Genomic DNA, 24095 nt, shown 5'->3' on the forward strand with positions numbered 1-24095 from the left:
GACCCATGGGCCGACGCGATAAAGAAGTTAGCGTCATTGTAGCCTTCTCCACCCTGACTTGTCTTCGTCTTGTCTGAGGCGTGCGGTCACAGCTGCTTGAATTGAATACTGGCAGGCTCTCGCGAGGCACCGGCTTCTTCTAAGCGCTGCAAGTAATTGTTCCAGTAGGCCTCTTGGTGGCAAGCGAGATCCAACAGGTAGTTCCAACTGAACAGCCCGCTGTCGTGACCATCGTCAAAGTGCAGTTTCAGCGCGTAGTTGCCTGCCTGGGTAATATTTTGCAGGCCGACATCTTTTTTACCCACTTGTAGTACCGCCGTGTCGCCGCCGTGACCGCGCACCTCGGCAGAAGGTGAATAGACACGCAGTAACTCTACCGGCAGCCGGTAGTTTTCGCCGCTGGCGTAGCCAAGTTCCAACTCGCGGGCCTGCTTATGGTAGTGAACCCGAGTGGGGGTAGGGGCATTCATAATGAGACCTCATCGCTCAGTGTCATAGAAGCGACTGACATAGCAGCAAGCCCGCAGAGAGCGGGCTTGCTGTTGCTGGCTATACCAATGCTGACTATACCAGTGCTGATAATAACGCGAGGCGCAGCTTATAAAATATACCGCGATAGATCTTCGTCGACCGCCAGTTCGCCAAGCTGGGCATTGACGTAGTCGCCATCAATGACCAGCGGGCTATCCATATCGCCGCCCCTGAAAGAAGCTTCTTCCAACAGCCGCTCCATTACCGTGTGCAGGCGGCGGGCGCCGATATTCTCGGTGCCTTCATTAACCTGCCAGGAGATCTGGGCGATACGCTCGATACCATCGGCAGTGAACTCAATGTCGAGCCCTTCGGTGGCCAGCAGCGCCTGATACTGCTTGGTCAGCGACGCGGAAGGCTCGGTAAGGATGCGTTTGAAATCGTTGGGCGTTAGCGCGTCAAGCTCAACGCGAATCGGTAACCGCCCCTGCAGTTCAGGAATCAGATCCGACGGGCGCGACAGATGGAACGCGCCAGAAGCGATAAACAGGATATGGTCGGTCTTGACCATGCCGTACTTGGTTGACACGGTAGAGCCTTCAATCAGCGGCAGCAGGTCGCGCTGAACACCCTCACGGGAGACTTCGCCACCACTGGATTGACCGCTGCCCTTGGCGACTTTATCGATCTCGTCCAGGAACACGATGCCGTGTTGTTCCACCGAGTAGACCGCACGGGCCTTGATCTCTTCTTCGTTGACCAGTTTGCCGGCTTCTTCATCGCGCAGCAGTACCAGCGCCTCTTTCACCGTAACGCGGCGGTGTTCACGCTTCTGCTGGCCCATGTTGGAGAACATGCTCTGCAGTTGGCTGGTCATCTCTTCCATGCCCGGCGGGGTCATGATATCGATGCCTGGGCCCTGGGAGGAGATCTCGATATCGATCTCTTTATCGTCCAGATGGCCCTCGCGCAGCTTCTTGCGGAAGGTTTGGCGGGTGCCGCTGTCTTCGCGGGGCTTATCTTCCTGGCCCCGCGGCGGCGGTAGCAGGGCATCGAGTACGCGGTCTTCAGCCGCATCTTCGGCGCGGTGGCTGACTTCTTCCTTGGCCTGTTCGCGTACCATCTTGATGGCGGCTTCCATTAAGTCGCGAATAATTGACTCAACGTCGCGGCCTACGTAGCCAACTTCGGTAAACTTGGTCGCTTCAACCTTGATAAACGGCGCTTTGGCCAGCTTGGCCAAACGGCGGGCAATTTCGGTCTTACCGACACCGGTGGGGCCAATCATCAAAATGTTTTTGGGCGTAACTTCCGGGCGCAGGTCATCGTCAAGCTGCATGCGGCGCCAGCGGTTGCGCAGGGCGATGGCAACGGCACGTTTAGCATCCTGTTGACCAATAATGTACTGATCCAGGGCGTGAACAATTTCGCGGGGTGTCATCTGAGTCATATAAGTAACCTTAGTGTGCAGTGAGCGGCGTTTGGGGATCGCAGGTTAGCGATCGTCAATCGACAGCTCTTCGAGGGTCACGTGGTGGTTGGTGAATACACAGATATCACCAGCGATCGAAAGCGACTTCTCGGTAATTTCACGCGCCGAAAGTTCGGTGTTTTCCAGTAGCGCTCGGGCGCTGGCCTGGGCGAAGTTGCCCCCAGAGCCAATGGCAATAATGCCGCGCTCGGGTTCGACTACGTCACCGTTACCGGTAATGATCAGCGAGGCGCTATGATCGGCGACGGCGAGCAGCGCTTCCAGGCGGCGCAGCGCCCGGTCGGTGCGCCAATCTTTGGCCAGCTCAACGGCGGCCTTGGTCAAATGGCCCTGGTATTTTTCCAGCTGGGCTTCAAAGCGCTCAAATAAGGTGAAGGCGTCCGCGGTGCCCCCGGCAAACCCGGCCAGTACCTTGCCGCGATAGAGGCGGCGCACTTTGCTGGCGTTACCCTTCATTACGGTATTGCCCAGCGACACTTGGCCGTCGCCAGCGAGGGCGACCTGGTTACCACGGCGGACAGAGACAATGGTGGTCATGGAGATAACTCCTTGGGGGGAGGCGTGCTCCCGATGACTGATCGGCCGCTGCTGGCGGCCGTAAAAAAAGCGATTCACAACAAAATGCGGGCGGCTGATAAAAAATCAACCGCCCGCAGGGTATTCAGCCGGGGATTATCAGTTTTGCAGTTGAATAAGCAGCGGTTCGATACCTTGGGTATTCATTAAATCCTGAGCTCGGTTCAGCTCACGGGTGTCCTCGTAAGGCCCTACTTGTACGCGGTGCCAGGTATTGCCGTCGGCCTGTACTTCGCTGATTTCTGCCAGCAGGCTTAAATTACGCAGTCGACCGCGCAGCTGTTCGGCGTCGCTTGCTTCGCGAAATGAGGCCGCCTGAAGCATATAGCGCCCTGGGGTGTTGGTGGCCGCTTCATTTTTTTGGGCTGCTGACACCTGATCCTCAGGCCGGGTATTGGCGGCAATGACCTGGGCGATAGGGTCGTCGCCTGCTGCGCCAGCGGCCGCTTCGCTATCCGCTGTGGGTTCTGGCGCCTCTGGGCGCACAACGCTTGACGGCAGCGAAACGCCTGGGGCAATGACCTCGGTTTCCGGCAGCAGGGTGTAAAACTCAAACGTCGGCATTGACGGCTCGGCGGCCTCCTCGGTTTCCCGGGCGGCAGCGCGCTCTTCGCTGCCCGAGGGTTTGGGCATCACTGTGGCTTGGGGCGTGTCACTCGGTTGTTCTTGCCAGGGAGCGGTACCGTGCTGGTGCTGCGCCAAAAAGAAACCAGCGGCCATGCCAGCAAGGCCCCACAGCCAGCCGGGTAGGCGAAAGCCGCCGCCTGAACTGCGATTGGACTTGCGCTGCGATGTGGCGCCGCGGCGAGGGGCGGGCTTTTTGCGCGGGCTAGCCATTGCTTACATCTCCTCTGGGGCGCTAACCCCCATTAAATCAAGCCCGTTGCGTAGCACTTGACGGGTGGCGAGGCCCAGTGCCAAACGCGTATTGCGTAGGGTGTCATCCTCGACCATGACTTTGACGGCGTTGTAGCAGGTGTGGAAATCGCCTGAAAGATCAAGCAGATACTGAGCAACCTGCTGGGGCTCGCGATTTTTGGCCGCGGTTTCAACAACTTCAGGGAAGCGCGCCAAACGGTTCAGCACAGCTTTCTCCTGGTCGCTGTCGAGTAGCGCAAGATTAGCCAGCGCCAGCGCGTGATCAAACGGTTGGCCGGCATCCTGGGCCTTGCGCAGCATGCTGCATACCCGGGCGTGGGCGTACTGGATGTAGTAAACCGGGTTGTCGTTGGACTGGGAGCGGGCCAGGTCGATATCAAAGGTGAGCTGTGAGTCGGCGCGGCGTGCGGCGAGGAAGAAGCGCGTGGCATCGCGGCCCACTTCATCGATCAAGTCGCGCACGGTGACGTAGCTACCGGCGCGCTTGGAGAGTTTCACCTCAACGCCAGAGCGGGTCACCATGACCATCTGGTGGAGCACATAGTCGGGCCAGCCTTTGGGGATGCCCACCTCCAGCGCCTGTAAACCGGCGCGCACGCGGGTGACGGTGGAGTGGTGGTCGGCGCCCTGTTCGTTGATCACGGTTTTGAAGCCGCGCTGCCACTTGTCCAGGTGGTAGGCCACATCGGGTAGGAAGTAGGTGTAGCCGCCGTCGCGTTTGCGCATCACGCGGTCTTTGTCATCACCGAAGTCGGTGGTGCGTAGCCACATGGCGCCGTCATCTTCATAGGTGTGGCCCGCGCTCACCAGCTTCTCAACGGTGGCGTCTACCTTGCCATCTTCGTAGAGTGATGACTCCAGGAAATAGACGTCAAACTCGACGCCGAAGGCCTTGAGATCCAGATCCTGCTCGCGACGCAGCCACGCCACGGCAAACGCTTGAATGGCGTCTAAATCGTCAGGATCTTTTTTGGCGGTGACTTCGCGGTCATCGGCGCTGACCGTTTTGCCTGCCAAGTAGTCGTTGGCGACATCGACGATATATTCGCCGCGATAGCCATCTTCGGGCCAGCTTTCATCGTCAGGGCCCAGGCCTTTTACCCGCGCCTGCACTGAACGGGCCAGATTGGCGATCTGGGCGCCCGCGTCGTTGTAGTAGAACTCGCGGGTGACATCAAAACCGGTGGCTTCGAGCAGGCGGCAGAGACAGTCGCCAATTGCCGCGCCGCGACCATGACCAACATGGAGCGGGCCAGTGGGGTTGGCGGAAACGAACTCGACCTGAACTTTTGCCCCTTTACCTGCCATGCTGCGCCCAAAGGTGTCGCCGCAGTCGAGCACCTGGGCAACGATTTGCGCCGCGGCGTCGGCGGCGGCGAAAAAATTGATAAAGCCGGGGCCCGCAACCTCGGTTTTTTGGATGGCGTCGCTGTCGGGCAGCGCTTCAACCAGCGCATTGGCTAATTCGCGCGGGTTTTTGCCAGCCGGTTTGGCCAGCATCAGTGCCAGATTGGTGGCGTAATCGCCGTGGGCCTTGTCTTTAGTCGGGTCGACTTTGATGCTGGGTTGTAGGTCGTTGGGCAGCACGCCTTGGTGCTTGAGCGCGGTGACTGCGCCTTCGAGCAGTGAAACTATCGTATCTTTCATTGAGGTATCCGGTGTCGTCGGTGGCGGCGTGTGCTAACGCGCAGCTGTAAAAGGTGCGTCGGTAAGGCAGCTATTATCGGCAATTGGGCCGCAGTTTCAAAGCCGCGTGATGGTAAGCCACGATTTAGGAGAGTGTTTAGGAGAGCGTTTGGGGGTCGATATCTATCGACCAACGTACTTTGCGCGCCTCGCGATTAGCTTCCAGCCACTGCACCAGCCAGCTAACGGCGGGGTGCAATTGGCTGCGTTTATCGGCGGCTAGCATAACGTGTAAATGGTAGCGGTTCTGGCGTCTTTCCATCGGGGCGGGCACTGGCCCTAGGCAGCGAGTGGCTACGCGGGACTCTTTGAGCCACTGGCGCAGGGCCTGGGCGGCCTGTTGCGCCGTCGCCAGAGCGGTCTCCTCTTTGGGGCTTTCGATGCGCAGCAACGCCATAAAGCAGAACGGCGGCAGTTGGGCGATGCGCCTCTCTTCGAGCATGTTGCGCGCCAGCGCCCCGTAGCCATGTTCGGCCAACTGACCCAAGTGAGGGTCGTCGGGGTGCAGGGTTTGCACCAGCACACGGCCAGGGTGGGCGGCGCGCCCCGCACGGCCTGCCACCTGTTCGAGCAACTGGGCGCTATGTTCGAGGGCGCGAAAATCTGCCGCATACAATCCGCCGTCGGCATTTACGACAACCACCAAAGTAACGTGGGGCAAGTGGTGGCCTTTGGCAAGCATTTGAGTGCCGACCAACACGCAGGGCTCACCGCGCTGTATCTCTTTTAACACTTGCTCAAAGCTATCCTTCCGTCGGGTGCTGTCACGGTCGATGCGGTGGATAGTCGTTTTTGGAAACAGCGTTTGCAGCGTCTCTTCGGTGCGCTCTGTGCCGCTACCCAGGGCGCGCAGGTCGCCGCTGCCGCACTCGGGGCAGGCATCCGGTAGGGCGCGGCGGCTATCGCAGTGGTGACAGGCCAGCAGCGGTGGCTGGCGGTGCAGCGTCATGCGCGCGTCGCACTGGTTACAATCGGCCATCCAGCCGCAGGCGTGGCAGGCAAGCGTCGGGGCAAAGCCGCGGCGATTGATAAAAATCAGCACCTGTTTGCCAGCGCTCAAGGTGCTTTTAATCGCCTTAATGGCACCGGGTAGCAGGCCGCCCTGACGACGCTGGTGGCGTAGGTCGATCAGTTCTAATTTGGCTGGCGGGTGCTGGCTGGGGCGCTGGGTCAGGCGAAGATGGCGGTAGGCGCCGCTAAGCGCCTGGTGCAGGCTCTCCAGGGAGGGGGTGGCACTGCCCATTAGCAGCGGAATCTTATGGTAATGGGCTCGCGCCACGGCTAAATCCCGGGCGTGGTAGCGCAAGCCGTCGTGCTGTTTGTAGGAGCCGTCGTGCTCCTCGTCGACAATAATCGCGCCGGGGTTGGCCAACGGGGTAAAAATCGCCGAGCGGGTGCCAATAATAATCAGCGCCCGGCCGCTGGCGGCGGCTTCCCACACGTCTAAACGCTCGGGGTCGGTGAGGCCGGAATGCAGCGCCACCACGGGAACGCGAAAGCGGCTTCTAAAGCGCGCGAGCGTCTGTGGGGTGAGGCCAATTTCCGGCACCAGTACCAGCGACTGTTTGCCCTTGGCGGCGATGGCTTCAATCAGTTGAAGATAGACTTCCGTTTTACCGCTGCCGGTGACACCTTCGAGCAAACAGGGGTGGTAGCCGCCGAGCTTTTCGTGCAGCGCTGCCAGCGCCGTTGCCTGCTCACGGTTAAGGGGTAGCGCTGGGGTTGCCAATAAGTTGCCGCTGGGCGGCGTTGGGGCCATCAGGATGTGTTCCTGGCTGGTCGCTAAGCCTTTCTTCTCTAGCGCTAATAGCTGGTCGCGGGCAAAACCATGGGCGCTAACCGCGCGCCCGGGCAGCCCGTGGGGGTGCTGGCGCAGCAGTGCATGCAGCGCCGCTTGTTTAGGTGCTCGGCTGAGTGTTTCTTCGGCGTCTTCGCCCTGGGCAAGCCAAAGGGTTTGGGTGCGACCGGCCATCGGGTGGCCCTGGCGCAGTCGCGCGGGCATAGCGTGGTGCAGGGTGTCGCCCAGGCTGTGCTGGTAGTACCGGGCGGCGAAGCGGCATAGCCACAGCCAATCTTCCGGCAGTGGGGCATCATCCAGTGCTTCACTGATGCTACGCAGCTGGCTGTGTGGCAGGTCACTATGGTCGGCCATTTCAACGACCACGCCGACGACTTCGCGACGCCCAAAGGGCACTCGCACTCGCAGCCCCGTCTGCCAGCCGCAGGAGGGTGCGTGCTTGGATGGCAGGTAGTCGAACAGGCGGCGCAGCGGCGAGGGCAGAGCTACCTTAAGCACATGATCGAGTGCTTGAGACGGTCTTTGCGAAGATGCCTGCGAAGAAAAAGAGTCAGCCAATTGGCCTCCGGCGTTAGTTTTGCTAGAATATGCGACCGCTCTAAATCTTAACGATCTTTCTTTCTTTGGGAAGTGTCCCTAAAGACTATCGTAACGACAGGGCGGCTAACCGGTTAGTCGTTTTTTCCAAACCCGTATGCGGTACCTGGCACGAGATCAGGTGGCGGCATATAGCTTCGTGAGGCTCGAGATGAGACAAGGTATTCACCCGAATTACAACACGGTCACCGCCAACTGTTCTTGCGGCGCCACTTTCCAAGTAGGTACGACCTCTGGTCAGGACTTCTCTTTGGATGTGTGCTCCAACTGCCACCCGTTCTACACTGGTAAGCAGAAGCAAGCGACCACTGGTGGCCGCGTAGAGCGCTTCAACAAGCGTTTCGGCGCTGCTGTTAAGCGCGGCTAATCCCAGTCGGATAAGCCATATCGCCAGCGTGCCTGTTCAGAACAGGCGAAGCTCGCGCAAAACCCACGCCCCGGCGTGGGTTTTTTGTTAGCTAAATATGCTTGCCTTATAAGCGGCGTTTGGAAAATTTTTCCATAAATGCTGTGTTGCAGCAATAAGCAAACCATTATAGGTAAGTTCTGTTTGCATAAGTTTCAGTAAATAATGGCTAAATGTGACGAATGTGAAGGGATAATTCAGTTAAACGGGCGTTTCGTTGTAAGTTGACGGCGCGCTTGAGGCGCTATGGTTTTTTCTATATTCTGAAATGACTTATCTACTTTATGTTAACTGGACTCTGACCATGACGGATGCAAATAAGCAGGCTGCTTTGGATTATCACGCGAAACCGATTCCCGGTAAGCTTTCGGTGGAGTTGACCAAACCCACCGCGACTGCACGGGATTTGGCGTTGGCGTATAGCCCAGGCGTGGCTGAGCCAGTGCTTGAAATTGCTCGGGATGCGGAAAATGCGTACCGCTATACCGGCAAGGGTAATTTGGTCGCGGTTATTACCGACGGCAGCGCTATTCTTGGTCTGGGTAACCTAGGCCCGTTGGCCAGCAAACCGGTAATGGAAGGTAAAGGCGTGCTGTTCAAGTGCTTTGCGGGCATCAACTCCGTGGATATCGAAGTGGATGCAGAAAGCCCGCAGGCGTTTATCGATACCGTAGCGCGGATTGCCGATACCTGGGGCGGCATCAATCTTGAAGATATTAAGGCGCCGGAGTGCTTTGAAATTGAAAAAGCGCTGATTGAGCGCTGCAGTATCCCTGTCTTCCACGATGACCAGCACGGCACTGCGATTGTCACGGCGGCCGGCATGCTGAATGCCTTGGATATCGCCGGTAAAAAAATCGAAGACGTCAAAATCGTCTGTATGGGCGCAGGGGCGGCGGCGATTGCCTGCATGCGGCTGCTGATCTCTTGTGGCGCTAGTAAAGATAACCTGGTGATGCTGGATCGGCGTGGCGTTATTCACACTGATCGTGAGGGCATTAACGAATATAAAGCCGAGTTTGCCCGCGATACCGAGATGCGCACCCTAGACGATGCCATCGAAAACGCGGACGTCTTTATCGGCCTGTCAGGCCCTGGGCTGCTGTCCGCTGAGCAGGTGAAGAAAATGGCGCCCGATCCGGTGATTTTTGCTTGCACCAATCCAGATCCAGAAATTCACCCTGATGTTGCTCGTGCAGTACGTTCGGATGTGATCATGGCGACCGGCCGTTCGGACTTCCCGAACCAGGTCAATAACGTGCTGGGCTTTCCTTTTATCTTCCGCGGCGCTTTGGATGTTCGCGCCACGCGCATCAATGAAGAGATGAAGCTAGCGGCGGTGCATGCGCTGAAAGACTTGGCCCGTGAACCGGTACCCCAGGAAGTGCTCAACGCCTACGAGCGTACAGAAATGAGCTTTGGCCGCGAGTACATCATTCCCACGCCGGTCGATATTCGTCTACTGGCGCGGGTTACCTCGGCGGTAGCCCAGGCCGCGGTTGATTCTGGCGTGGCGCGTAAGCCATTCCCAGCGCACTACCCGCTGCAGTCAATTAACGACGTTTACGGCGGCTAACCCCCTAACTTGTTCGCTGACTTACGCCCGCTTCTTGCGGGCGTAAGTGTTTTGAGAGACTGCCTGTTTAGTCTTTTGAATAGCGCGTCAGCCCTTCCTGAGCGGTAGAGGCCACTAAGCGGCCATCGCGGCTGTAAATATGCCCCCGCGCCAGCCCGCGAGCACCGCCTGCCCAAGGGGAGTCGATAACGTATAGCAGCCAGTCATCCAGACGGGTGTCTTGGTGGAGCCACAGAGCATGGTCAAGGCTGGCGATGCGCAGTTTGGGGTCGCGGTACTCAATACCATGGGGAATCAGGCTGGTGGTCAGTAAATTGAAGTCAGAAGCGTAAGAGAGCAGATGGCGGTGCAATGCCGGGTCGTCTGGCAGCGTGCCGGAAAGACGAAACCATAAGCATTGGCCTGCAGGCGTGCCATTGCCGGGGTTGCCGGGTAGATGCACAAACTCAATCGGGTGGCCGGGAAAGCGGTCGTGCTTGGCCTCGCCGCTTTCGATTAACGCTTCGGGGGTTGGCACATTCGGCATGGCGCGTTGATGGCTAAAGCTCGCTTCTTCACTTTGAAAGGAGGCGCTGCAGAAGAAGATCGGCCGGCCTTTCTGAATGGCAGTGACGCGGCGAGTCGTGAAGCTACCGCCATCGCGAATGGTATCCACCTGATAGACAACGGGACGGTGGGGGTCACCGGGGCGTAGAAAGTAGCCGTGCTGAGAGTGCGGCCGGCGCTCCACAGGCACTGTACGCGCCGCGGCTGCGAGCGCTTGGCCGAGTACCTGGCCACCATAGAGCTGAGGAAAGCCTAAATCCTGACTCTGGCCACGATATAGCGTCTCTTCCAGTGTTTCTAGCTCCAGTAACGCTACCAGTTTATTTAGCGCGTCTGTCATTCTCGGTATCCTTGCGGCTGTCTCAATCGAATGCTGTCGATGAAAGTGATTTGCTACGGCAGTGGACAAGCCTTTCATACGATCGTTTAGCTACCTTAGCGGAGTTTACGTTTATGCGCAGCGATGAATTTTACATGTACCGGGCGCTCGACCAAGCCCACTTGGCCGCTGCCGCAGGCGAAGTGCCCGTGGGGGCGGTGGTTGTCGATGCGCAGGGGGAAATTATTGGCGTAGGTTGTAACGCGCCGGTGGCTAGCTGCGACCCCAGCGGCCACGCGGAAGTTCGTGCCTTGCGGGAAGCGGGCAAGCGCCAGGGTAACTATCGGCTTGAGGGCTGTACGCTGTTTGTCACCCTAGAGCCGTGCATGATGTGCGCAGGTGCGATGATACACGCGCGCTTGGCGCGGTTAGTGTATGGCGCCGCCGAGCCCCGAGCGGGCATGGTTGAATCAAAAGCTAACCTATTGGCGCAGCCGTGGTTTAACCATCAGATAGAGGTGTCTGGTGGTGTTCTGGCCTCGGCCTCGCAAAAACTGCTAAAGCGTTTTTTTGCCGCGCGGCGAGCGTCGGCGGGTCAGTAAGCGCTAGGCATCTTCCGTTGTATTGAGTTCACCGCCCTCGACCCGGTTACGCCCGTTGTGTTTGGCGTGGTAGAGCGCTTCGTCAGCGGTTTGCATCATGCGTGCTATGTCGACGTCTTCAGGGCAATCAAAAGTGACAACCCCGGCGCTTAACGTGAGTGGTGTGCCGTCGGCATGGGAGAGGCTTGATGAGGCCAGCTTTTGACGCAGTTCGTCCGCCACCTTAAACGCTGAGGGTAGGGGGTGGTCAGGCAGCCAGGCGACGAACTCCTCACCGCCGTAACGGGCGAAAATACCGCCATGATATTCGATATGCGATTTACCCAATTGTGCAAAAAAGTGTAAATGCTCATCGCCGACTAAGTGTCCTAAATGGTCGTTAACCCGTTTAAAATAGTCGATATCGAACAGCACCAGGCTGATTGGGCGTACCTCCTGCAAGGCGTCGACCTGTTCTAAAAAGTGACGACGGTTAGCAATCCCAGTTAATTCATCGTGGCGTGCCAGCCACTCAACTTCCTGCTGTAACTTGCTGCGCTTGCGTATTTCCTGTTGCAGGACGGCATTGCTGTTTTGCATAGCGCTGTGCTGATGCCCCAGACGCTGAAAGGTATACAGCACGAGATAGAGTAAATACGTCAAGATTAACCCGGTGACCAGGCTAATGGTTGGTAGCCGCGAGAGCTGGCTGGCCAGGTACTCCCAGCGTGGTTGATAGGACAGCGTGAGCGTTTTATCCAACAAATTTACCTGAGAGTCGAACACCCAGGGGCCTGGTTGGGTAGCGTTGCCGTGTTGCGCTAGCAGCTGAGTGCCGTTGTGCCAGCGAATAACGCCTTCCTCGGCAGGAAGTCGGGCAAACAGCGCTTCAGCAAACAGAGGGAAGCTTACCGCCATCGCTGCTGCGCCTAAAGGAACGCCATCAGCATTAAGTACTGGGAAGTAGTGGATGACGCCTGGATCACCCTGGAGTAGCTCAATAACATCGGTACTGCCCTCTTGCTGCCCCCGGAGGGCTGGTTCAAGCGCATCTCGCCCTGCCGGTTGAACGTCAAAAAGGCGTCGTCCCAAGAGGCTTAAGTTGAGCGTGGTAATGGGGTAAACGTGGTCTATGACGCTATCAGGCGTGATAAAGGCAATGTTGATTAAATAGGCAAAGTCCTGACGGTAACCCGCCGCTTGATCTGTCCACTGTTGGTAGGTTGGTAGCGACCTCTGTAGTTGCCAAATACGCGCGAAACCGCGCATGGCATTTAAGTGGGTGTCGATTTCAAAAGAGAGCTGGTGAGTGGCTTGCTGAGCTTGTGCTCCAACCTGGTGATAGAGCGTCTGTTCGGCCTCATGGTGAAGCTTTTCCCAGAGTAGCAGTACCGCGATGAGCAGTCCGCAGGCTGGCCAAAGCGCGTTAGTCAAATAGCGTTTGCCGCGCCAGTAGCGCACTGACAGCAGGTTTTGGCACAACAGTAATAGACCTAACGTCAGCAGACCAGGCCAGTCGGCCGTATAGCGCAGCAGCGGTGCAAAATTTTGGCTGCTGGGTATCAGCTGTAAACCCGTCAGTAGTAGGGCTGCGAGCAGCAGTAGTGGCGCGCCTAAACGGGCACGCTGACGGAGCAGTATCGCGAGCGCGCTCAACTGAAGGGCCAGTGTCATTAACAGCGGTGCACGGAAACCTTCAAATGCTATGGGCTGCGCCCAATGGGTCAGCGTTTGCCAACTCTCAGTGGTGACCCAGCTTTCCGGGGTCAGGTAGCTAATAAGCCCTGGCAACAGTAGGCCAATAGCGCTAACGCATAGCAGGCAAGTGAGCCAACGAACGCCTTTAAGCGTACTCAGTTGGGCAAGCGCCACAAGCGTCAGCGCGGTAGAACTAATATTAGGATGAAGAGCGACAAGTGTAACGGCACAGCAGGCAGCAATAATCGGTAGCCAATGTGCAGCACGGGCAATGAGAAAGGGCATTGCATCCTCACGTTAATTTAGCGGCGGCACAAGCTCAAACAATAGCAGTGGATCATCGTTGACAGGCGTTTGTTCTAGTTGGAAAAACTGTTGGCGGCTGCGCTCAACATACTCAATCATTTCGTAGTAGCGGCGGATATTGCGTACATATATCACCGGCTCGCCACCCCGGGCATAGCCATAGCGTGTTTGGCTATGCCATTCACGCTGTTGCAACAGGGGTAGCGCAGCGCGCACATCAGCCCACCTGTCGGGGTCGCCGCCACGCATCTCGGTAATCTTGCGAGCGTCATATAAGTGGCCTAGGCCCACATTATAAGCAGCCATAGCCATGAATAGACGGTCATCACCGGTGATGCTTGCCGGCAAACGGTCTTTAATGCTGCGCAGATAGCGAGCGCCGCCATCAATGCTCTGGGCTGGATCGGTACGGTCGCTGACGCCCATCTCGCTAGCGGTGGGGTTGGTCAGCATCATCAAGCCGCGCACCCCCGTTGGCGAAACAGCATCAGGATCCCAGTGAGACTCCTGGTAGCCCACGGCAGCGAGCAGCTTCCAATCAAACCCCGTTTCCCGAGCAGACTGTTGGAATAGATCCGTGTAGCGGGGCAGGCGTGCATCCAGGTGATCAAGAAAAGTACGCGTGCCGACATACTCTAAGTAGTCGTCATGGCCAAAATAGCGGCTGACTAGCCGATCAAGCGTACCGCTCTCCTGCAGGTCTTGGAGAAAACGATTAGCGGCCTCGAGTAAACCCAAGCCGCGACCGCTGGGCACGGCCCAGGCCATTGAGAGCGGGTCGCCGAGGATAAAACCACGCTCAACGTTGGGGAAAAACAGCCGGTTTAAACGAAACTGGTGCTCAAAAATAACCGCTGCGTCCAGGGTGCCGTTCTCAACCCGCGCCAGCAGTTCAGCGACTTCCAGCTCATGGGACTCTTTCCAGCTCAGGGTAGGGTGGCGAACCTGCAGATCGCGCAGCGCTTCGCTGGTGCCCGCTTTGCTAAGTGTACCCAGCTCCAGACCAACGAGGTCACTTGGCTCACTAATACCGTTCAGTCCACGCCGGTATACCACAAGTGGCTGCATCTGAATGATTGGCCGGGTGTAGTAAATACCTGGCGTATTGGGCAGTAGAGGGAGGGCAGCTGCCCCCAGATCGCCGTTTTCACGTACCGCTGGCAGCACACTTTCAGGGTGATGGCGGGCGTTAAGGTTAAGGCTCACCCCAAGGTAGTCGGCAAAGCGGTGCATTAGCTCGTACTCAAAGCCGGTAGGGCCTTGGCGACCTTCGTAGTAAGTGGTGGGCGTGTTACGGGTGTGAACGGTAATAAAATCTTTTGCAGTGATCTGCATCAGATGCTCGCCGGGAGGAACCAGGGAGAGGGTAGGTACCAGAGTCAAAAGCGTAACGGCGATCAGCGCATAATAAGCGCTGGCGCGGGTTACTAAATGTCGGCAAATCAACGTCAGCATGGCGTCTTGTCGGCATGAAACAAGCTGCCACGATACCCAGCCAGGAGCAGGCTGTCACCTTGTTGATTTCGTGTGGCGGCTGGTTTCCAGTATCATAGTGGCTTTCCGTTACTAAAAAAGCACGGCCGTACTGCGGCCTGGTGATTTCCCTGCTCGAATTTCCCTGCTCTAGAGGCTTCAGGATATGCTCGAACTGCGAGGCGCGCCCGCCCTTTCTGCCTTCCGTCATGCTCGGCTGCTAACGGTGCTGCGTGAACGTGTGCCCGAGGTGGAAGCGCTGTCTGCCCACTATGTTCATTTTGTTGATGTGAACACCAAAGATCACCACCAAGAGCTTGATGATGCCTCCCGCGAGCGCTTAGCTCAGCTGCTCGATTACGGCGCTCACACGAGTGTGGAAGTGCTCGATAATGCCCAGCGCTTTTTGGTTGTGCCACGCTTAGGTACTCAATCTCCCTGGTCGTCTAAAGCCACTGATATCGCCCATAACTGCGGCCTGCGTCAGATTAGCCGCATCGAGCGCGGCATTGATTACCGCATAAGCGTCACAGCCATGCCAGATGAAGAGAGTTTGAGCGCGCTGGCGGCAATGCTGCACGACCGGATGACCGAAACGGTGCTAGCCGATGCCTCCGACGCCGCTAAGCTGTTTGCCCAACACGACCCGGCACCGCTGGGCAGTGTGGATATTTTGGAAGGCGGGCGGAACGCCCTGGCGACGGCCAATCAGGCACTCGGTCTGGCGCTGGCGGAAGACGAGATCGATTACCTGGTTGATGCCTTCAACGAGCTTGGGCGTAACCCCAGTGACGTCGAGCTGATGATGTTTGCCCAGGCCAATTCCGAGCACTGCCGTCACAAAATCTTTAACGCCGACTGGGTGATCGACGGCGAACCACAGAGTCACTCGCTGTTTAAGATGATCAAGAATACCTTTGCGTCATCGCCGGATAACGTGCTCTCGGCCTACAGCGACAACGCCGCCGTCATCAAGGGCAGCCAAGCCGGGCGCTTCTTTGCCACGCCGTTGACCGGCGCTGACGAAGAACGTGCGCTCTACGCCACTCATCAGGAGCCTATTCATATCCTGATGAAGGTAGAAACCCATAATCACCCCACCGCGATTGCCCCCTTCCCGGGGGCGGCGACGGGCTCCGGCGGGGAAATCCGCGATGAGGGCGCGACCGGCATCGGCGGTAAGCCCAAGGCCGGTTTGTCGGGCTATACCGTGTCTAATTTACGCATTCCTGAGTTTGTGCAGCCCTGGGAGGCGTTTGATTACGGCAAGCCCGAGCGCATGCAGTCGGCGCTGAACATCATGCTCGACGGCCCCATCGGCGGCGCCGCGTTTAACAATGAGTTTGGTCGCCCCAATTTAACCGGCTATTTCCGCACCTATGAGCAGGAGTCGCTGAACGACGGCGGTATCGAGCGACGCGGCTTTCATAAGCCGATTATGCTCGCCGGTGGCTACGGCAATATTCGCGCCCACCATGTTCAGAAGGGCGATATCCCCGTTGGTGGCAAGCTGATTGTAATGGGCGGCCCAGCGATGTTGATTGGCCTGGGTGGCGGTGCAGCCTCCAGCATGGCGTCCGGCACCTCCAGCGCCGATCTGGATTTCGCCTCGGTGCAGCGTGAAAACCCCGAGATCGAACGTCGCGCCCAGGAAGTGATTGACCGCTGCTGGGCGTTGGGCGATCACAACCCGATCCGCTTTATCCACGATGTGGGCGCGGGCGGGCTCTCCAACGCGCTCCCAGAGCTGGTCAAAGACGGTAATCGCGGTGGCCGCTTTGATCTGCGTGCGGTACCCAATGCCGAGCCGGGCATGAGCCCGCTGGAAATCTGGTGTAACGAAGCCCAGGAGCGCTATGTGCTTGCGGTCGCGCCAGAGGATTTGGATACTTTTGACGCGCTTTGTAAGCGTGAGCGCTGCCCCTATGCGGTAGTCGGCGAGGCGCTGGAAGCCCACCACCTTGAAGTACGCGACGGTCATTTTGACAGCAAGCCGGTCGATTTGCCGATGAGCGTACTGTTTGGCAAAGCGCCTAAAATGCAGCGCGAATTTGAGCGCCACGACCCGGCGCTTTCCGGCATGATGCTGGATAACCTCGACCTGCGCGAAGCCTTGGACCGGGTGCTGCGGCTACCCACGGTGGCATCCAAAAGCTTCCTAATCACCATTGGCGACCGCTCAATTACCGGCCAAGTGGCCCGCGACCAGATGGTCGGCCCTTGGCAGGTGCCGGTGGCCGATGTAGCGGTTACTACGGCAAGTTTTGATACCCACGCCGGTGAAGCCATGGCCATGGGCGAACGTCCGCCGGTGGCACTGATCAACCCGGCGGCCAGCGCTCGTTTGGCGGTCGCCGAAGCGATTACCAACTTGGCCGCGGCGCCGATCGCCAAGCTAAGCGACATCAAGCTCTCCGCTAATTGGATGAGCGCTGCCGACCACCCAGGTGAAAACCAGGCGTTGTATGACGCCGTCTACGCGGTGGGCATGGAAATGTGCCCGGCACTGGGCATTGCCATTCCGGTGGGCAAAGACTCTATGTCGATGCGCACGGCTTGGGTCGATGAAAGTGAGCAAGGCGAAAGTGAAGACAAGAGCGTGACCTCGCCGCTCTCGCTGGTCGTTACCGGCTTTGCTCCCGTCACCGATGCCCTAGCGACGCTGACGCCGCAGATCAACTTGGATCAAGACGAATCGGATCTGATTTTGATCGATTTAGGCAGCGGCCAGAACCGTCTGGGCGGCTCCGCTCTGGCCCAGGTGTACGGCCAAGTAGGCAACGACTGCCCGGATGTGGATGACCCGGAAGATATTAAGGCGTTCTTCGAAGTCATTCAGGGCCTTAACCGTGACGGTAAGCTACTGGCCTACCACGACCGCAGCGACGGCGGGCTGATCGTCACCCTGCTTGAAATGGCTTTTGCGGCCCACGCCGGGCTGGAGATTAAGCTCGACTGGATGATTGATGAGCCGGTGGAGGCGTTGAACGCGCTGTTCTCTGAAGAGTTGGGCGCGGTGATCCAGGTCAATCGCCAACACACCGAAGAAGTGCTGGCGCAGTTTGCCGTTGCAGGGATCGAAACCTGCGGCGTTATTGCCCGTCCCCGCTATGACGACCAGGTACGCGTCACGCTGTTCGAAGAGCCGCTGCTGGAAACCACGCGTCAACTTACCCAGCGCACCTGGACAGAAACCAGTTACCGCATGCAGGCACTGCGCGATAACCCCGAATGCGCTAAAAACGAATTCGACAATCTGCTCGATAGCCGTGACCCAGGGCTCTCCGCCACACCGTCCTTTGATGTCAATGAGGATATCAGCGCGCCGTTCGTTAATACCGCCAAGCCTGCTATGGCGGTGCTGCGTGAGCAGGGCGTCAATGGTCAAGTAGAGATGGCCTGGGCTTTCGATAAGGCCGGGTTTGAGGCAGTGGATGTGCATATGAGCGACATCCTTGAAGGGCGCGTGTCCTTGGAAGCGTTCAAAGGCCTGGTGGCCTGTGGCGGTTTCTCTTATGGCGACGTGCTGGGCGCCGGCGGCGGCTGGGCCAAGTCGGTGCTATTTAACGAGCGCGCCCGGGAGCAGTTTGCGGCGTTCTTTGCCCGCGACGACAGCTTTTCGCTGGGCGTGTGTAACGGCTGTCAGATGCTGTCGCAGTTGAAAACGCTCATTCCCGGCGCTGAAAACTGGCCGACCTTTGTGCGTAATGAGTCCGAACAGTTTGAAGCGCGAGTCTCCATGGTGCGGGTCGAGAAGAGCCCCTCGATTCTGCTCGCCGGTATGGAAGGTTCAAAGCTGCCCATTGCCGTGGCCCATGGTGAAGGACAGGCGGCGTTCCGCGACAGCGCGCATCTGCGCAGCATGCAGTCGAGCAATCAAATCGCCCTGCGCTACATCGATAACTATGGCCAGGCCACCACTCGTTACCCGGCCAACCCCAACGGCTCGCCAGCGGGCATTACCGGTTTGACCACGCCGGATGGCCGGGTGACCATTATGATGCCGCACCCGGAGCGTGTCGCCCGCGCCATCACCAACTCCTGGCGTCCGGCAGAGTGGGTCGAAGATGGTGCTTGGCTACGGCTATTCCGCAATGCACGGGTTTGGCTCAACTAATTCAAAGTATGTGTTTGTTTTAGAGATAGCGTCCACGTTAACGGCGGCTTTTGCCGCCGTTAGCCGTTTCATCAGCCTCAAGAGTGCTGCTGAGCAGTGCTCGCTGGTGTTTCTTCTGCTCCCGTCGGCGGCAGTCCTAGCTTGGCTTCCAGTGTTTCAAGCTCTAAGCGGTAGCGCTCAACGAGGTATTCAAAGCGCCCAAAATCATGTCCGCAATCCATACAGAACACATGGGCTTGACCACGCCGTGTGGCGGGCAGGCGTTTTAGACGGCTGCTGCATTCCGGGCACTCAGGGCTGAAATGGTTGGTTGTCATGACTCACCTCACTATTATCTTCTCGCTGATAGACGTTGCGAGTTCAGGGATTATTTAAACCATCATTACTACGACGCGACTAAAGTCGTAATAGTTCAATAGCAGGCTATTTAATTTGCCATCACCTAACGTCTCACGCCCGTCATCTCCAACGCCCCAGCTACGCCCCTATCAGCAGGAGGCGGTAAAGCGCGTGGTGGTGCATTTTCGCGCCTCCAGCGATCCAGCGTTGGTGGTATTGCCTACCGGCAGCGGAAAATCTCTGGTCATTGCAGAGCTAGCGCGCTTGGCGCGTGGGCGGGTGCTGGTGCTGGCCCATGTGCGGGAACTGGTGGAGCAGAACCACGCCAAGTACCAGGCCTATGGCCTTGAGGCGGATATTTTTAGCGCCGGTTTAAAGCGCAAAGAGGCCAGTCGCCAAGTGGTGTTTGGCTCGGTGCAGTCGGTGGTGCGCAACTTGGACAGTTTTAACGACGCTAACTTTACCCTGCTGGTGATCGATGAGAGCCACCGCGTATCACTTAATGAAGACGCCAGCTACCGCCAGGTGATCGAGCACCTGCGCCAGCATAATCCGCAGCTTAAAATACTTGGCCTTACCGCGACGCCATACCGCTTGGGGCAGGGGTTTATCTACTATCGCCACCACCACGGCATGGTGCGGGGCAGCGAGGAGAGCTTTTTTCGCGACTGCGTGTTTGAGCAGCCGCTGAGGCTGATGGTCAAACAGGGCTATCTCGCCGCTCCCAAACGACTGGATATGGCCATTGAGGGTTACGACTTCTCTGCGCTCAAGCCCGCTTCAAGCGGTCTGTTTGCGGAGGAAGCGCTTAATCGCGTGGTGGCGGGTAGCCGGGCAACCCCGGGCATCATTGGTCAAATTGTCGAACGCGCGGTTGAGCGCCAGGGGGTGATGGTTTTTGCCGCCACCGTGGCTCACGCCGAAGAAATTATCGGCTATTTGCCCAGGGCAGAAGCGGCGCTGATTACCGGCGCAACGCCTTCCCAGGAGCGCACGACGCTGATCGATGCATTCAAGGCGCGAGAGCTGAAGTATCTGGTCAACGTGGCGGTGCTGACCACCGGCTTTGATGCGCCACACGTGGATTTAATCGCTATTTTACGGCCCACCGAATCGGTGAGCCTCTATCAGCAGATGATAGGTAGAGGGCTGCGCTTATCGCCGGGTAAGAGCGACTGCTTGATTCTGGATTACGCCGGTAACCCCTGGGATATCTTCGCCCCAGAAGTGGGCGAACCGAAGCCGGATAGCGACAGCGAGCCGGTGCAGGTCGAGTGCCCCGCCTGTGGTCACGCCAATCTGTACTGGGGCAAGCGCGATGGCGAGCTGGTGATTGAGCACTATGGCCGTCGCTGCCAGGGATTGATTGAAGATGACGAAGGGAGGCGCCATCAATGTGACTTCCGTTTCCGTTTTAAGGTGTGTGATGAGTGCGGGGCCGAGAATGATATTGCCGCCCGGCGCTGCCACGGTTGCGAAAAACTGCTGGTGGACGCGGATGATAAGCTCAAAGATGCCCTTAAGCTGAAAGATGCCAAGGTGTTGCGGGTAAGCGGCATGCAGTTGGAAGCGACGACGAATGGGCGCGGCTTGCCGCGCTTAAAAGTCATCTATCATGACGAAGACGGTAGCCATCTTTCCGAATGGTTTGCCCTGGAAACCCCCGCCCAGCGGCGGGCTTTCTATGCTGCCTTTCTGCGCTACCACCTGCGTGCCCCTGGCGGTAAATGGCAGCCGCTAAGCGCCGACGAAGTCGTCGCCGAACAGCGACGCCTGCGCCACCCTGATTTTGTCGTAGGGCGCAAAGTAGGCCGCCATTTCCAAATCCGTGACAAGCTGTTTGACTATGCTGGCCGCTACCGCAAAGCGGTGGAGGCGGGGTAGCATGTGCCTTGTGGCGATAAACCATCTATTATTCAGTATTTAGGCTGTAAACTGTAGGAGCGCTAGATGCCGACGGTGCTACGCTTGCAGGGTTTTAGGTTCTTCTTCTATTCAAATGAAGGTAATCCTTTAGAGCCTGCCCACATCCATATATTTAAAGCGGGCGCTGAAGCTAAATTTTGGCTCTCACCTGATGTTCAATAGGCGAGAAATGATGGCTTCGACGCCAAAGCGCTACGCACTATTACGGCGATGATTCTTCAACACCGCGATATATTAGAGGGAGCCTGGCATGACTACTTCTCCTAAGCGAGTTACGTTTGATGAAGATAATTTTTGGGTTGAGTTAAGCGATGGGCGAACGGTCGGCGTACCGCTGGCTTGGTACCCGCGCCTTCTTAAAGCATCACCTCAACAATTGGCAAGCTATGAATTGAGCGCCCGTGGAATTCATTGGGATGCACTGGATGAAGATGTATCTATTGATGGGATTCTAGCCGGGCAAGGCGATTTAACGCGTCACCGTCAGACTGTTGCCTGATTTCAACCACCTTAAGAGAGTCCGACCCGCGTGAGCGAGACGCCAAGCGATGCTATCGATTTAGAAAATCCTGATGCCGCGGTCACCGAGCCTGCGGCCGCTTCGTTTGGGCGTCTGTTTGATGAGCCGATTACGCAGATGCCGGAGGATCTGTATATTCCCCCGGAAGCGCTGCGGGTCTTTCTAGAGACCTTTGAAGGCCCACTGGATCTTTTGCTCTATCTGATACGCCGTCAGAACCTGGATATCCTCACTATCAACGTGGCCACCATCACCCACCAGTATATCGAGTACGTGGAGCTGATGAAGGCCATGGAGATCGAGCTGGCGGGTGAGTACCTGCTAATGGCCGCTATGCTGGCGGAGATCAAGTCGCGCTCGCTGCTGCCCCGCCCGCCTAAAGCAGAGGGCGAGGATGAAGAAGATCCCCGCGCCGAGCTTATCCGTCGGCTACAAGAGTACGAGCGCCTTAAAGAAGCCGCAGAGACACTGGATACGCTGCCACGTATGGGGCGTGACTGGTTCAGTGTGCAGGCAGGCTTGCCGCCGCTGGAATCCCGGGTGATTCACCCTGAGGTGGAATTGGATGAGCTGCTCAGCGCGCTCTCCGATGTGCTCAAGCGTGCCGAGCTGGTGCAGGCCCACCAGATCAGCCGTGAGGTGCTGTCCACCCGCGAGCGCATGCTAAAGATTATGGAACAGCTCAATGATGATGACGGTCACCAACGCTATACCCCCTTCGAGGCACTGTTTACCCTAGAAGAAGGTCGGGCAGGCGTTGTAGTCACCTTTATGGCGATTTTAGAACTGGCTAAAGAAGCCATGATAGAGATTGTCCAGAATGCGCCGCTGTCGCCGATTCACGTGCGCGCGCGGCGTGCGGCCCTAGCTGAGGACGAGGAGGGGGCTTTTGAGCAGGATGAGAGAGACGATGACACCTATGGCGAGTCCGCTTTTGAGCCCGGCGAGGAGACGCCATGAGTAACGCCGTCACCGCGTTAGATGACATTGTTTTAGATGACATTGTTGAAGCAGCGCTGCTGGCCGCTGGCGAACCCTTGCCCTTTGAGCGTTTGGAAACCCTTTTTCTGGAAGGTGAATGCCCGACGCGCAAGGAGTTTCGCGATGTGCTTGAACGTTTGCAGCAGCGCCATGCTGGCGGCGCTTTGGAGCTGTTGGAAACCGTTTCAGGCTACCAGTTGCGCATTCGTCCGCGGCTTTCCCAGTGGGTGTCGCGGCTATGGGACGAGCGCCCCCAGCGCTACTCCCGAGCGCTACTGGAAACCCTGGCATTGATCGCCTACCGCCAGCCGGTTACCCGGGGCGATATCGAAGAGGTGCGTGGGGTTAGCGTGAGCAGCTCGATTATGCGTACCTTAGCGGAGCGCGGCTGGATTCGGGTAGTGGGGCATAGAGATGTGCCAGGTCGCCCGGCGGTTTACGCCACCACGCGTAGTTTTTTGGACGATTTTGGCTTAAAAACCCTCGATGCACTGCCGCCCATGCATACGCTGGCCAGTTGGGAGGAGAACGAAATACCCGAAGAGCCGGGAATGATGAAAGGTGCTGACATTCATGAAGAGAATGGCTTCGTTTCAGACAATGAAGCACTGGACGAAACGAGCAAAACCGTGCAGGATGCGCCTCCCCTGCAAGATGAGATTACCGCGGCTGAAATAGCCGATAAGCACGCCGAGACGGCGTTAACCCAGCCGCTGAGTTTTGCCGATTTACAGGCCCGACTAGCGGCACGTGCGCAGCGCGCTGACGATGATGAGCGCGGGCGCACGCAGACTACCGATGTGAGGTCAGACGACCATGAGTCAGAGTGATAACACCACGCCCCCCACCAGTGAAAAACTGCAAAAAGTCCTGGCCCGTGCAGGTCTTGGTTCGCGGCGTGAGATGGAAACGGCGATTTCCGCCGGGCGCGTTAAAGTCAATAGCCAAGTGGCAAAACTGGGTGATCGCGTTGAAGCGCGGGATAAGGTCAGTTTTGATGACCGCCCGGTGGCGCTACGTCCGGAAGAGGAGTCGCCGCGTCGGGTCATTATGTACAACAAGCCGGAAGGCGAGCTGTGCACCCGTAAAGACCCGGAAGGTCGGCGCACCGTATTTGAACGTTTGCCGCGCCTGAAAGGTGAACGCTGGATTGCGATTGGCCGCCTGGATATCAACACCAGCGGTTTGCTGTTGTTCACTACCGATGGCGAGTTGGCCAACCGCTTGATGCATCCCTCTACCCAGGTAGAGCGCGAATATGCGGTTCGCGTCATGGGGGAAGTGAAGCGCGAGCATATCTTGGCGATGGTCGACGGCGTTATGCTGGAAGATGGCCCCGCGCGCTTTACCGACGTGCAGGAGTTTGGTGGCGAGGGTATCAATACCTGGTTCCACGTGGTGATTCTGGAAGGACGCAATCGTGAAGTGCGGCGTCTTTGGGAGTCCCAGGCGCTGACGGTGAGTCGTCTGAAACGCGTGCGTTATGGCAATATCTTCCTCGATAAAAGGGCAAAAGCCGGCGAATGGGTCGAACTCACCCAGGATGAGGTGGATGACTTAGCTACCCTGGCTAACTTGGAAACCCGTAAAGTGCCCGCGCTGACGCCAGATGAGAAGAACCGCTGGAACCGCGATAAACACAAGCGTAAGCCGGTGCAGGCGTTGCGCAAGCCGAAAAGCAAAGCCCGCTAAACGCAATTGTCTGAGCCCTACCTTGTCCACAGCCGTTAGCGTTTAGACTTGGCGGCGAGCCTGCCCGCATTGAGTGATGTGGGCAGGCACGAAAATGGTTGATTATTGTAGAGTGA

The 24095-nt window shown here is 57.7% G+C and carries 20 protein-coding genes; 10 read left to right on the top strand and 10 right to left on the bottom strand.

Annotation, left to right across the window (positions count from 1 at the left end; all coding sequences use genetic code 11):
- Positions 1-86: 86 nt before the first annotated feature.
- The 6 genes from A6R74_RS08780 to A6R74_RS08805 all read right to left on the bottom strand — a co-directional run bounded on the left by A6R74_RS08780 (position 87) and on the right by A6R74_RS08805 (position 7460).
- Entirely contained in the window at positions 87-470 is a 384-nt protein-coding gene (locus A6R74_RS08780) for a gamma-butyrobetaine hydroxylase-like domain-containing protein (protein WP_064234142.1), read from the bottom strand.
- A 128-nt stretch (positions 471-598) separates the two neighbouring features.
- Positions 599-1921 (bottom strand): ATP-dependent protease ATPase subunit HslU, encoded by a 1323-nt coding sequence (gene hslU / locus A6R74_RS08785; RefSeq protein WP_064234143.1) that lies wholly within the window; start codon positions 1919-1921, stop codon positions 599-601.
- 45 nt (positions 1922-1966) lie between these two features.
- Complete coding sequence (hslV, locus tag A6R74_RS08790) at positions 1967-2500, bottom strand: ATP-dependent protease subunit HslV (RefSeq protein ID WP_007113850.1); 534 nt, start codon at positions 2498-2500, stop codon at positions 1967-1969.
- A 138-nt stretch (positions 2501-2638) separates the two neighbouring features.
- The gene (locus A6R74_RS08795) at positions 2639-3376 is read right to left on the bottom strand and encodes an SPOR domain-containing protein (protein WP_064234144.1); all 738 of its coding nucleotides are present in this window, start codon (positions 3374-3376) and stop codon (positions 2639-2641) included.
- 3 nt (positions 3377-3379) lie between these two features.
- Entirely contained in the window at positions 3380-5065 is a 1686-nt protein-coding gene (gene argS, locus A6R74_RS08800; RefSeq protein ID WP_064234145.1) for an arginine--tRNA ligase, read from the bottom strand.
- A gap of 136 nt (positions 5066-5201) precedes the next feature.
- Positions 5202-7460 (bottom strand): primosomal protein N', encoded by a 2259-nt coding sequence (locus tag A6R74_RS08805; protein WP_064234146.1) that lies wholly within the window; start codon positions 7458-7460, stop codon positions 5202-5204.
- Positions 7461-7650: 190 nt separating this feature from the next.
- Here A6R74_RS08805 and rpmE point away from each other — a divergent pair, with 190 nt between their 5' ends.
- Positions 7651-7866 (top strand): 50S ribosomal protein L31, encoded by a 216-nt coding sequence (gene rpmE / locus A6R74_RS08810; protein WP_064234439.1) that lies wholly within the window; start codon positions 7651-7653, stop codon positions 7864-7866.
- Between the two features lie 343 nt (positions 7867-8209).
- Positions 8210-9481: a malic enzyme-like NAD(P)-binding protein gene (locus A6R74_RS08815; RefSeq protein ID WP_064234147.1), complete on the top strand. Its 1272-nt coding sequence runs from the start codon at positions 8210-8212 to the stop codon at positions 9479-9481.
- Positions 9482-9548: 67 nt separating this feature from the next.
- Here A6R74_RS08815 and A6R74_RS08820 read toward each other — a convergent pair whose 3' ends face one another.
- Entirely contained in the window at positions 9549-10367 is an 819-nt protein-coding gene (locus A6R74_RS08820) for an acyl-CoA thioesterase (RefSeq protein ID WP_064234148.1), read from the bottom strand.
- A gap of 113 nt (positions 10368-10480) precedes the next feature.
- On the opposite strand from A6R74_RS08820, the gene tadA reads away from it, so the two are divergent.
- A complete protein-coding gene (tadA, locus tag A6R74_RS08825) occupies positions 10481-10948 on the top strand; it encodes a tRNA adenosine(34) deaminase TadA (protein WP_064234149.1) in 468 nt (155 codons plus the stop codon).
- A gap of 3 nt (positions 10949-10951) precedes the next feature.
- On the opposite strand, the gene A6R74_RS08830 is transcribed toward tadA, so the two are convergent.
- Entirely contained in the window at positions 10952-12910 is a 1959-nt protein-coding gene (locus A6R74_RS08830) for a GGDEF domain-containing protein (RefSeq protein ID WP_064234150.1), read from the bottom strand.
- A gap of 12 nt (positions 12911-12922) precedes the next feature.
- Entirely contained in the window at positions 12923-14386 is a 1464-nt protein-coding gene (mltF, locus tag A6R74_RS08835; protein WP_064234151.1) for a membrane-bound lytic murein transglycosylase MltF, read from the bottom strand.
- Between the two features lie 184 nt (positions 14387-14570).
- On the opposite strand from mltF, the gene purL reads away from it, so the two are divergent.
- Positions 14571-18521, top strand: coding sequence for a phosphoribosylformylglycinamidine synthase (gene purL, locus A6R74_RS08840; protein ID WP_064234152.1), 3951 nt, complete (start codon positions 14571-14573; stop codon positions 18519-18521).
- A 77-nt stretch (positions 18522-18598) separates the two neighbouring features.
- On the opposite strand, the gene A6R74_RS08845 is transcribed toward purL, so the two are convergent.
- The gene (locus tag A6R74_RS08845; RefSeq protein ID WP_064234153.1) at positions 18599-18838 is read right to left on the bottom strand and encodes a hypothetical protein; all 240 of its coding nucleotides are present in this window, start codon (positions 18836-18838) and stop codon (positions 18599-18601) included.
- 115 nt (positions 18839-18953) lie between these two features.
- Here A6R74_RS08845 and A6R74_RS08850 point away from each other — a divergent pair, with 115 nt between their 5' ends.
- The 6 genes from A6R74_RS08850 to rluB all read left to right on the top strand — a co-directional run bounded on the left by A6R74_RS08850 (position 18954) and on the right by rluB (position 23979).
- Positions 18954-20744: a DEAD/DEAH box helicase gene (locus A6R74_RS08850; protein WP_082906637.1), complete on the top strand. Its 1791-nt coding sequence runs from the start codon at positions 18954-18956 to the stop codon at positions 20742-20744.
- Between the two features lie 66 nt (positions 20745-20810).
- Positions 20811-20948, top strand: a complete 138-nt coding sequence (locus A6R74_RS23080) for a DUF4160 domain-containing protein (RefSeq protein WP_240488193.1) — start codon at positions 20811-20813, stop codon at positions 20946-20948.
- A gap of 88 nt (positions 20949-21036) precedes the next feature.
- Complete coding sequence (locus A6R74_RS08860) at positions 21037-21285, top strand: DUF2442 domain-containing protein (protein WP_064234155.1); 249 nt, start codon at positions 21037-21039, stop codon at positions 21283-21285.
- Positions 21286-21315: 30 nt separating this feature from the next.
- Positions 21316-22266: a segregation and condensation protein A gene (locus A6R74_RS08865; protein ID WP_064234156.1), complete on the top strand. Its 951-nt coding sequence runs from the start codon at positions 21316-21318 to the stop codon at positions 22264-22266.
- Positions 22263-23117 (top strand): SMC-Scp complex subunit ScpB, encoded by an 855-nt coding sequence (scpB, locus tag A6R74_RS08870; protein ID WP_064234157.1) that lies wholly within the window; start codon positions 22263-22265, stop codon positions 23115-23117. Before A6R74_RS08865 ends, scpB begins: the two co-directional genes overlap by 4 nt.
- Positions 23104-23979: a 23S rRNA pseudouridine(2605) synthase RluB gene (gene rluB, locus A6R74_RS08875; RefSeq protein WP_064234158.1), complete on the top strand. Its 876-nt coding sequence runs from the start codon at positions 23104-23106 to the stop codon at positions 23977-23979. The genes scpB and rluB overlap by 14 nt, the downstream gene beginning before the upstream one ends.
- The last annotated feature ends 116 nt before the right edge of the window (positions 23980-24095 follow it).

The organism is Halomonas sp. ALS9, assembly GCF_001651035.1.
GTDB lineage: Bacteria > Pseudomonadota > Gammaproteobacteria > Pseudomonadales > Halomonadaceae > Vreelandella.

What these genes read in the sequence shown, in the direction of transcription:
- A6R74_RS08780 (WP_064234142.1), bottom strand. Translation starts at nt 470, where the DNA reads ATGAATGCCCCTACCCCCACTCGGGTTCACTACCATAAGCAGGCCCGC.
- hslU (WP_064234143.1), bottom strand. Translation starts at nt 1,921, where the DNA reads ATGACTCAGATGACACCCCGCGAAATTGTTCACGCCCTGGATCAGTAC.
- hslV (WP_007113850.1), bottom strand. Translation starts at nt 2,500, where the DNA reads ATGACCACCATTGTCTCTGTCCGCCGTGGTAACCAGGTCGCCCTCGCT.
- A6R74_RS08795 (WP_064234144.1), bottom strand. Translation starts at nt 3,376, where the DNA reads ATGGCTAGCCCGCGCAAAAAGCCCGCCCCTCGCCGCGGCGCCACATCG.
- argS (WP_064234145.1), bottom strand. Translation starts at nt 5,065, where the DNA reads ATGAAAGATACGATAGTTTCACTGCTCGAAGGCGCAGTCACCGCGCTC.
- rpmE (WP_064234439.1), top strand. Translation starts at nt 7,651, where the DNA reads ATGAGACAAGGTATTCACCCGAATTACAACACGGTCACCGCCAACTGT.
- A6R74_RS08815 (WP_064234147.1), top strand. Translation starts at nt 8,210, where the DNA reads ATGACGGATGCAAATAAGCAGGCTGCTTTGGATTATCACGCGAAACCG.
- A6R74_RS08820 (WP_064234148.1), bottom strand. Translation starts at nt 10,367, where the DNA reads ATGACAGACGCGCTAAATAAACTGGTAGCGTTACTGGAGCTAGAAACA.
- tadA (WP_064234149.1), top strand. Translation starts at nt 10,481, where the DNA reads ATGCGCAGCGATGAATTTTACATGTACCGGGCGCTCGACCAAGCCCAC.
- A6R74_RS08830 (WP_064234150.1), bottom strand. Translation starts at nt 12,910, where the DNA reads ATGCCCTTTCTCATTGCCCGTGCTGCACATTGGCTACCGATTATTGCT.
- mltF (WP_064234151.1), bottom strand. Translation starts at nt 14,386, where the DNA reads ATGCTGACGTTGATTTGCCGACATTTAGTAACCCGCGCCAGCGCTTAT.
- purL (WP_064234152.1), top strand. Translation starts at nt 14,571, where the DNA reads ATGCTCGAACTGCGAGGCGCGCCCGCCCTTTCTGCCTTCCGTCATGCT.
- A6R74_RS08845 (WP_064234153.1), bottom strand. Translation starts at nt 18,838, where the DNA reads ATGACAACCAACCATTTCAGCCCTGAGTGCCCGGAATGCAGCAGCCGT.
- A6R74_RS23080 (WP_240488193.1), top strand. Translation starts at nt 20,811, where the DNA reads ATGCCGACGGTGCTACGCTTGCAGGGTTTTAGGTTCTTCTTCTATTCA.
- A6R74_RS08860 (WP_064234155.1), top strand. Translation starts at nt 21,037, where the DNA reads ATGACTACTTCTCCTAAGCGAGTTACGTTTGATGAAGATAATTTTTGG.
- scpB (WP_064234157.1), top strand. Translation starts at nt 22,263, where the DNA reads ATGAGTAACGCCGTCACCGCGTTAGATGACATTGTTTTAGATGACATT.
- rluB (WP_064234158.1), top strand. Translation starts at nt 23,104, where the DNA reads ATGAGTCAGAGTGATAACACCACGCCCCCCACCAGTGAAAAACTGCAA.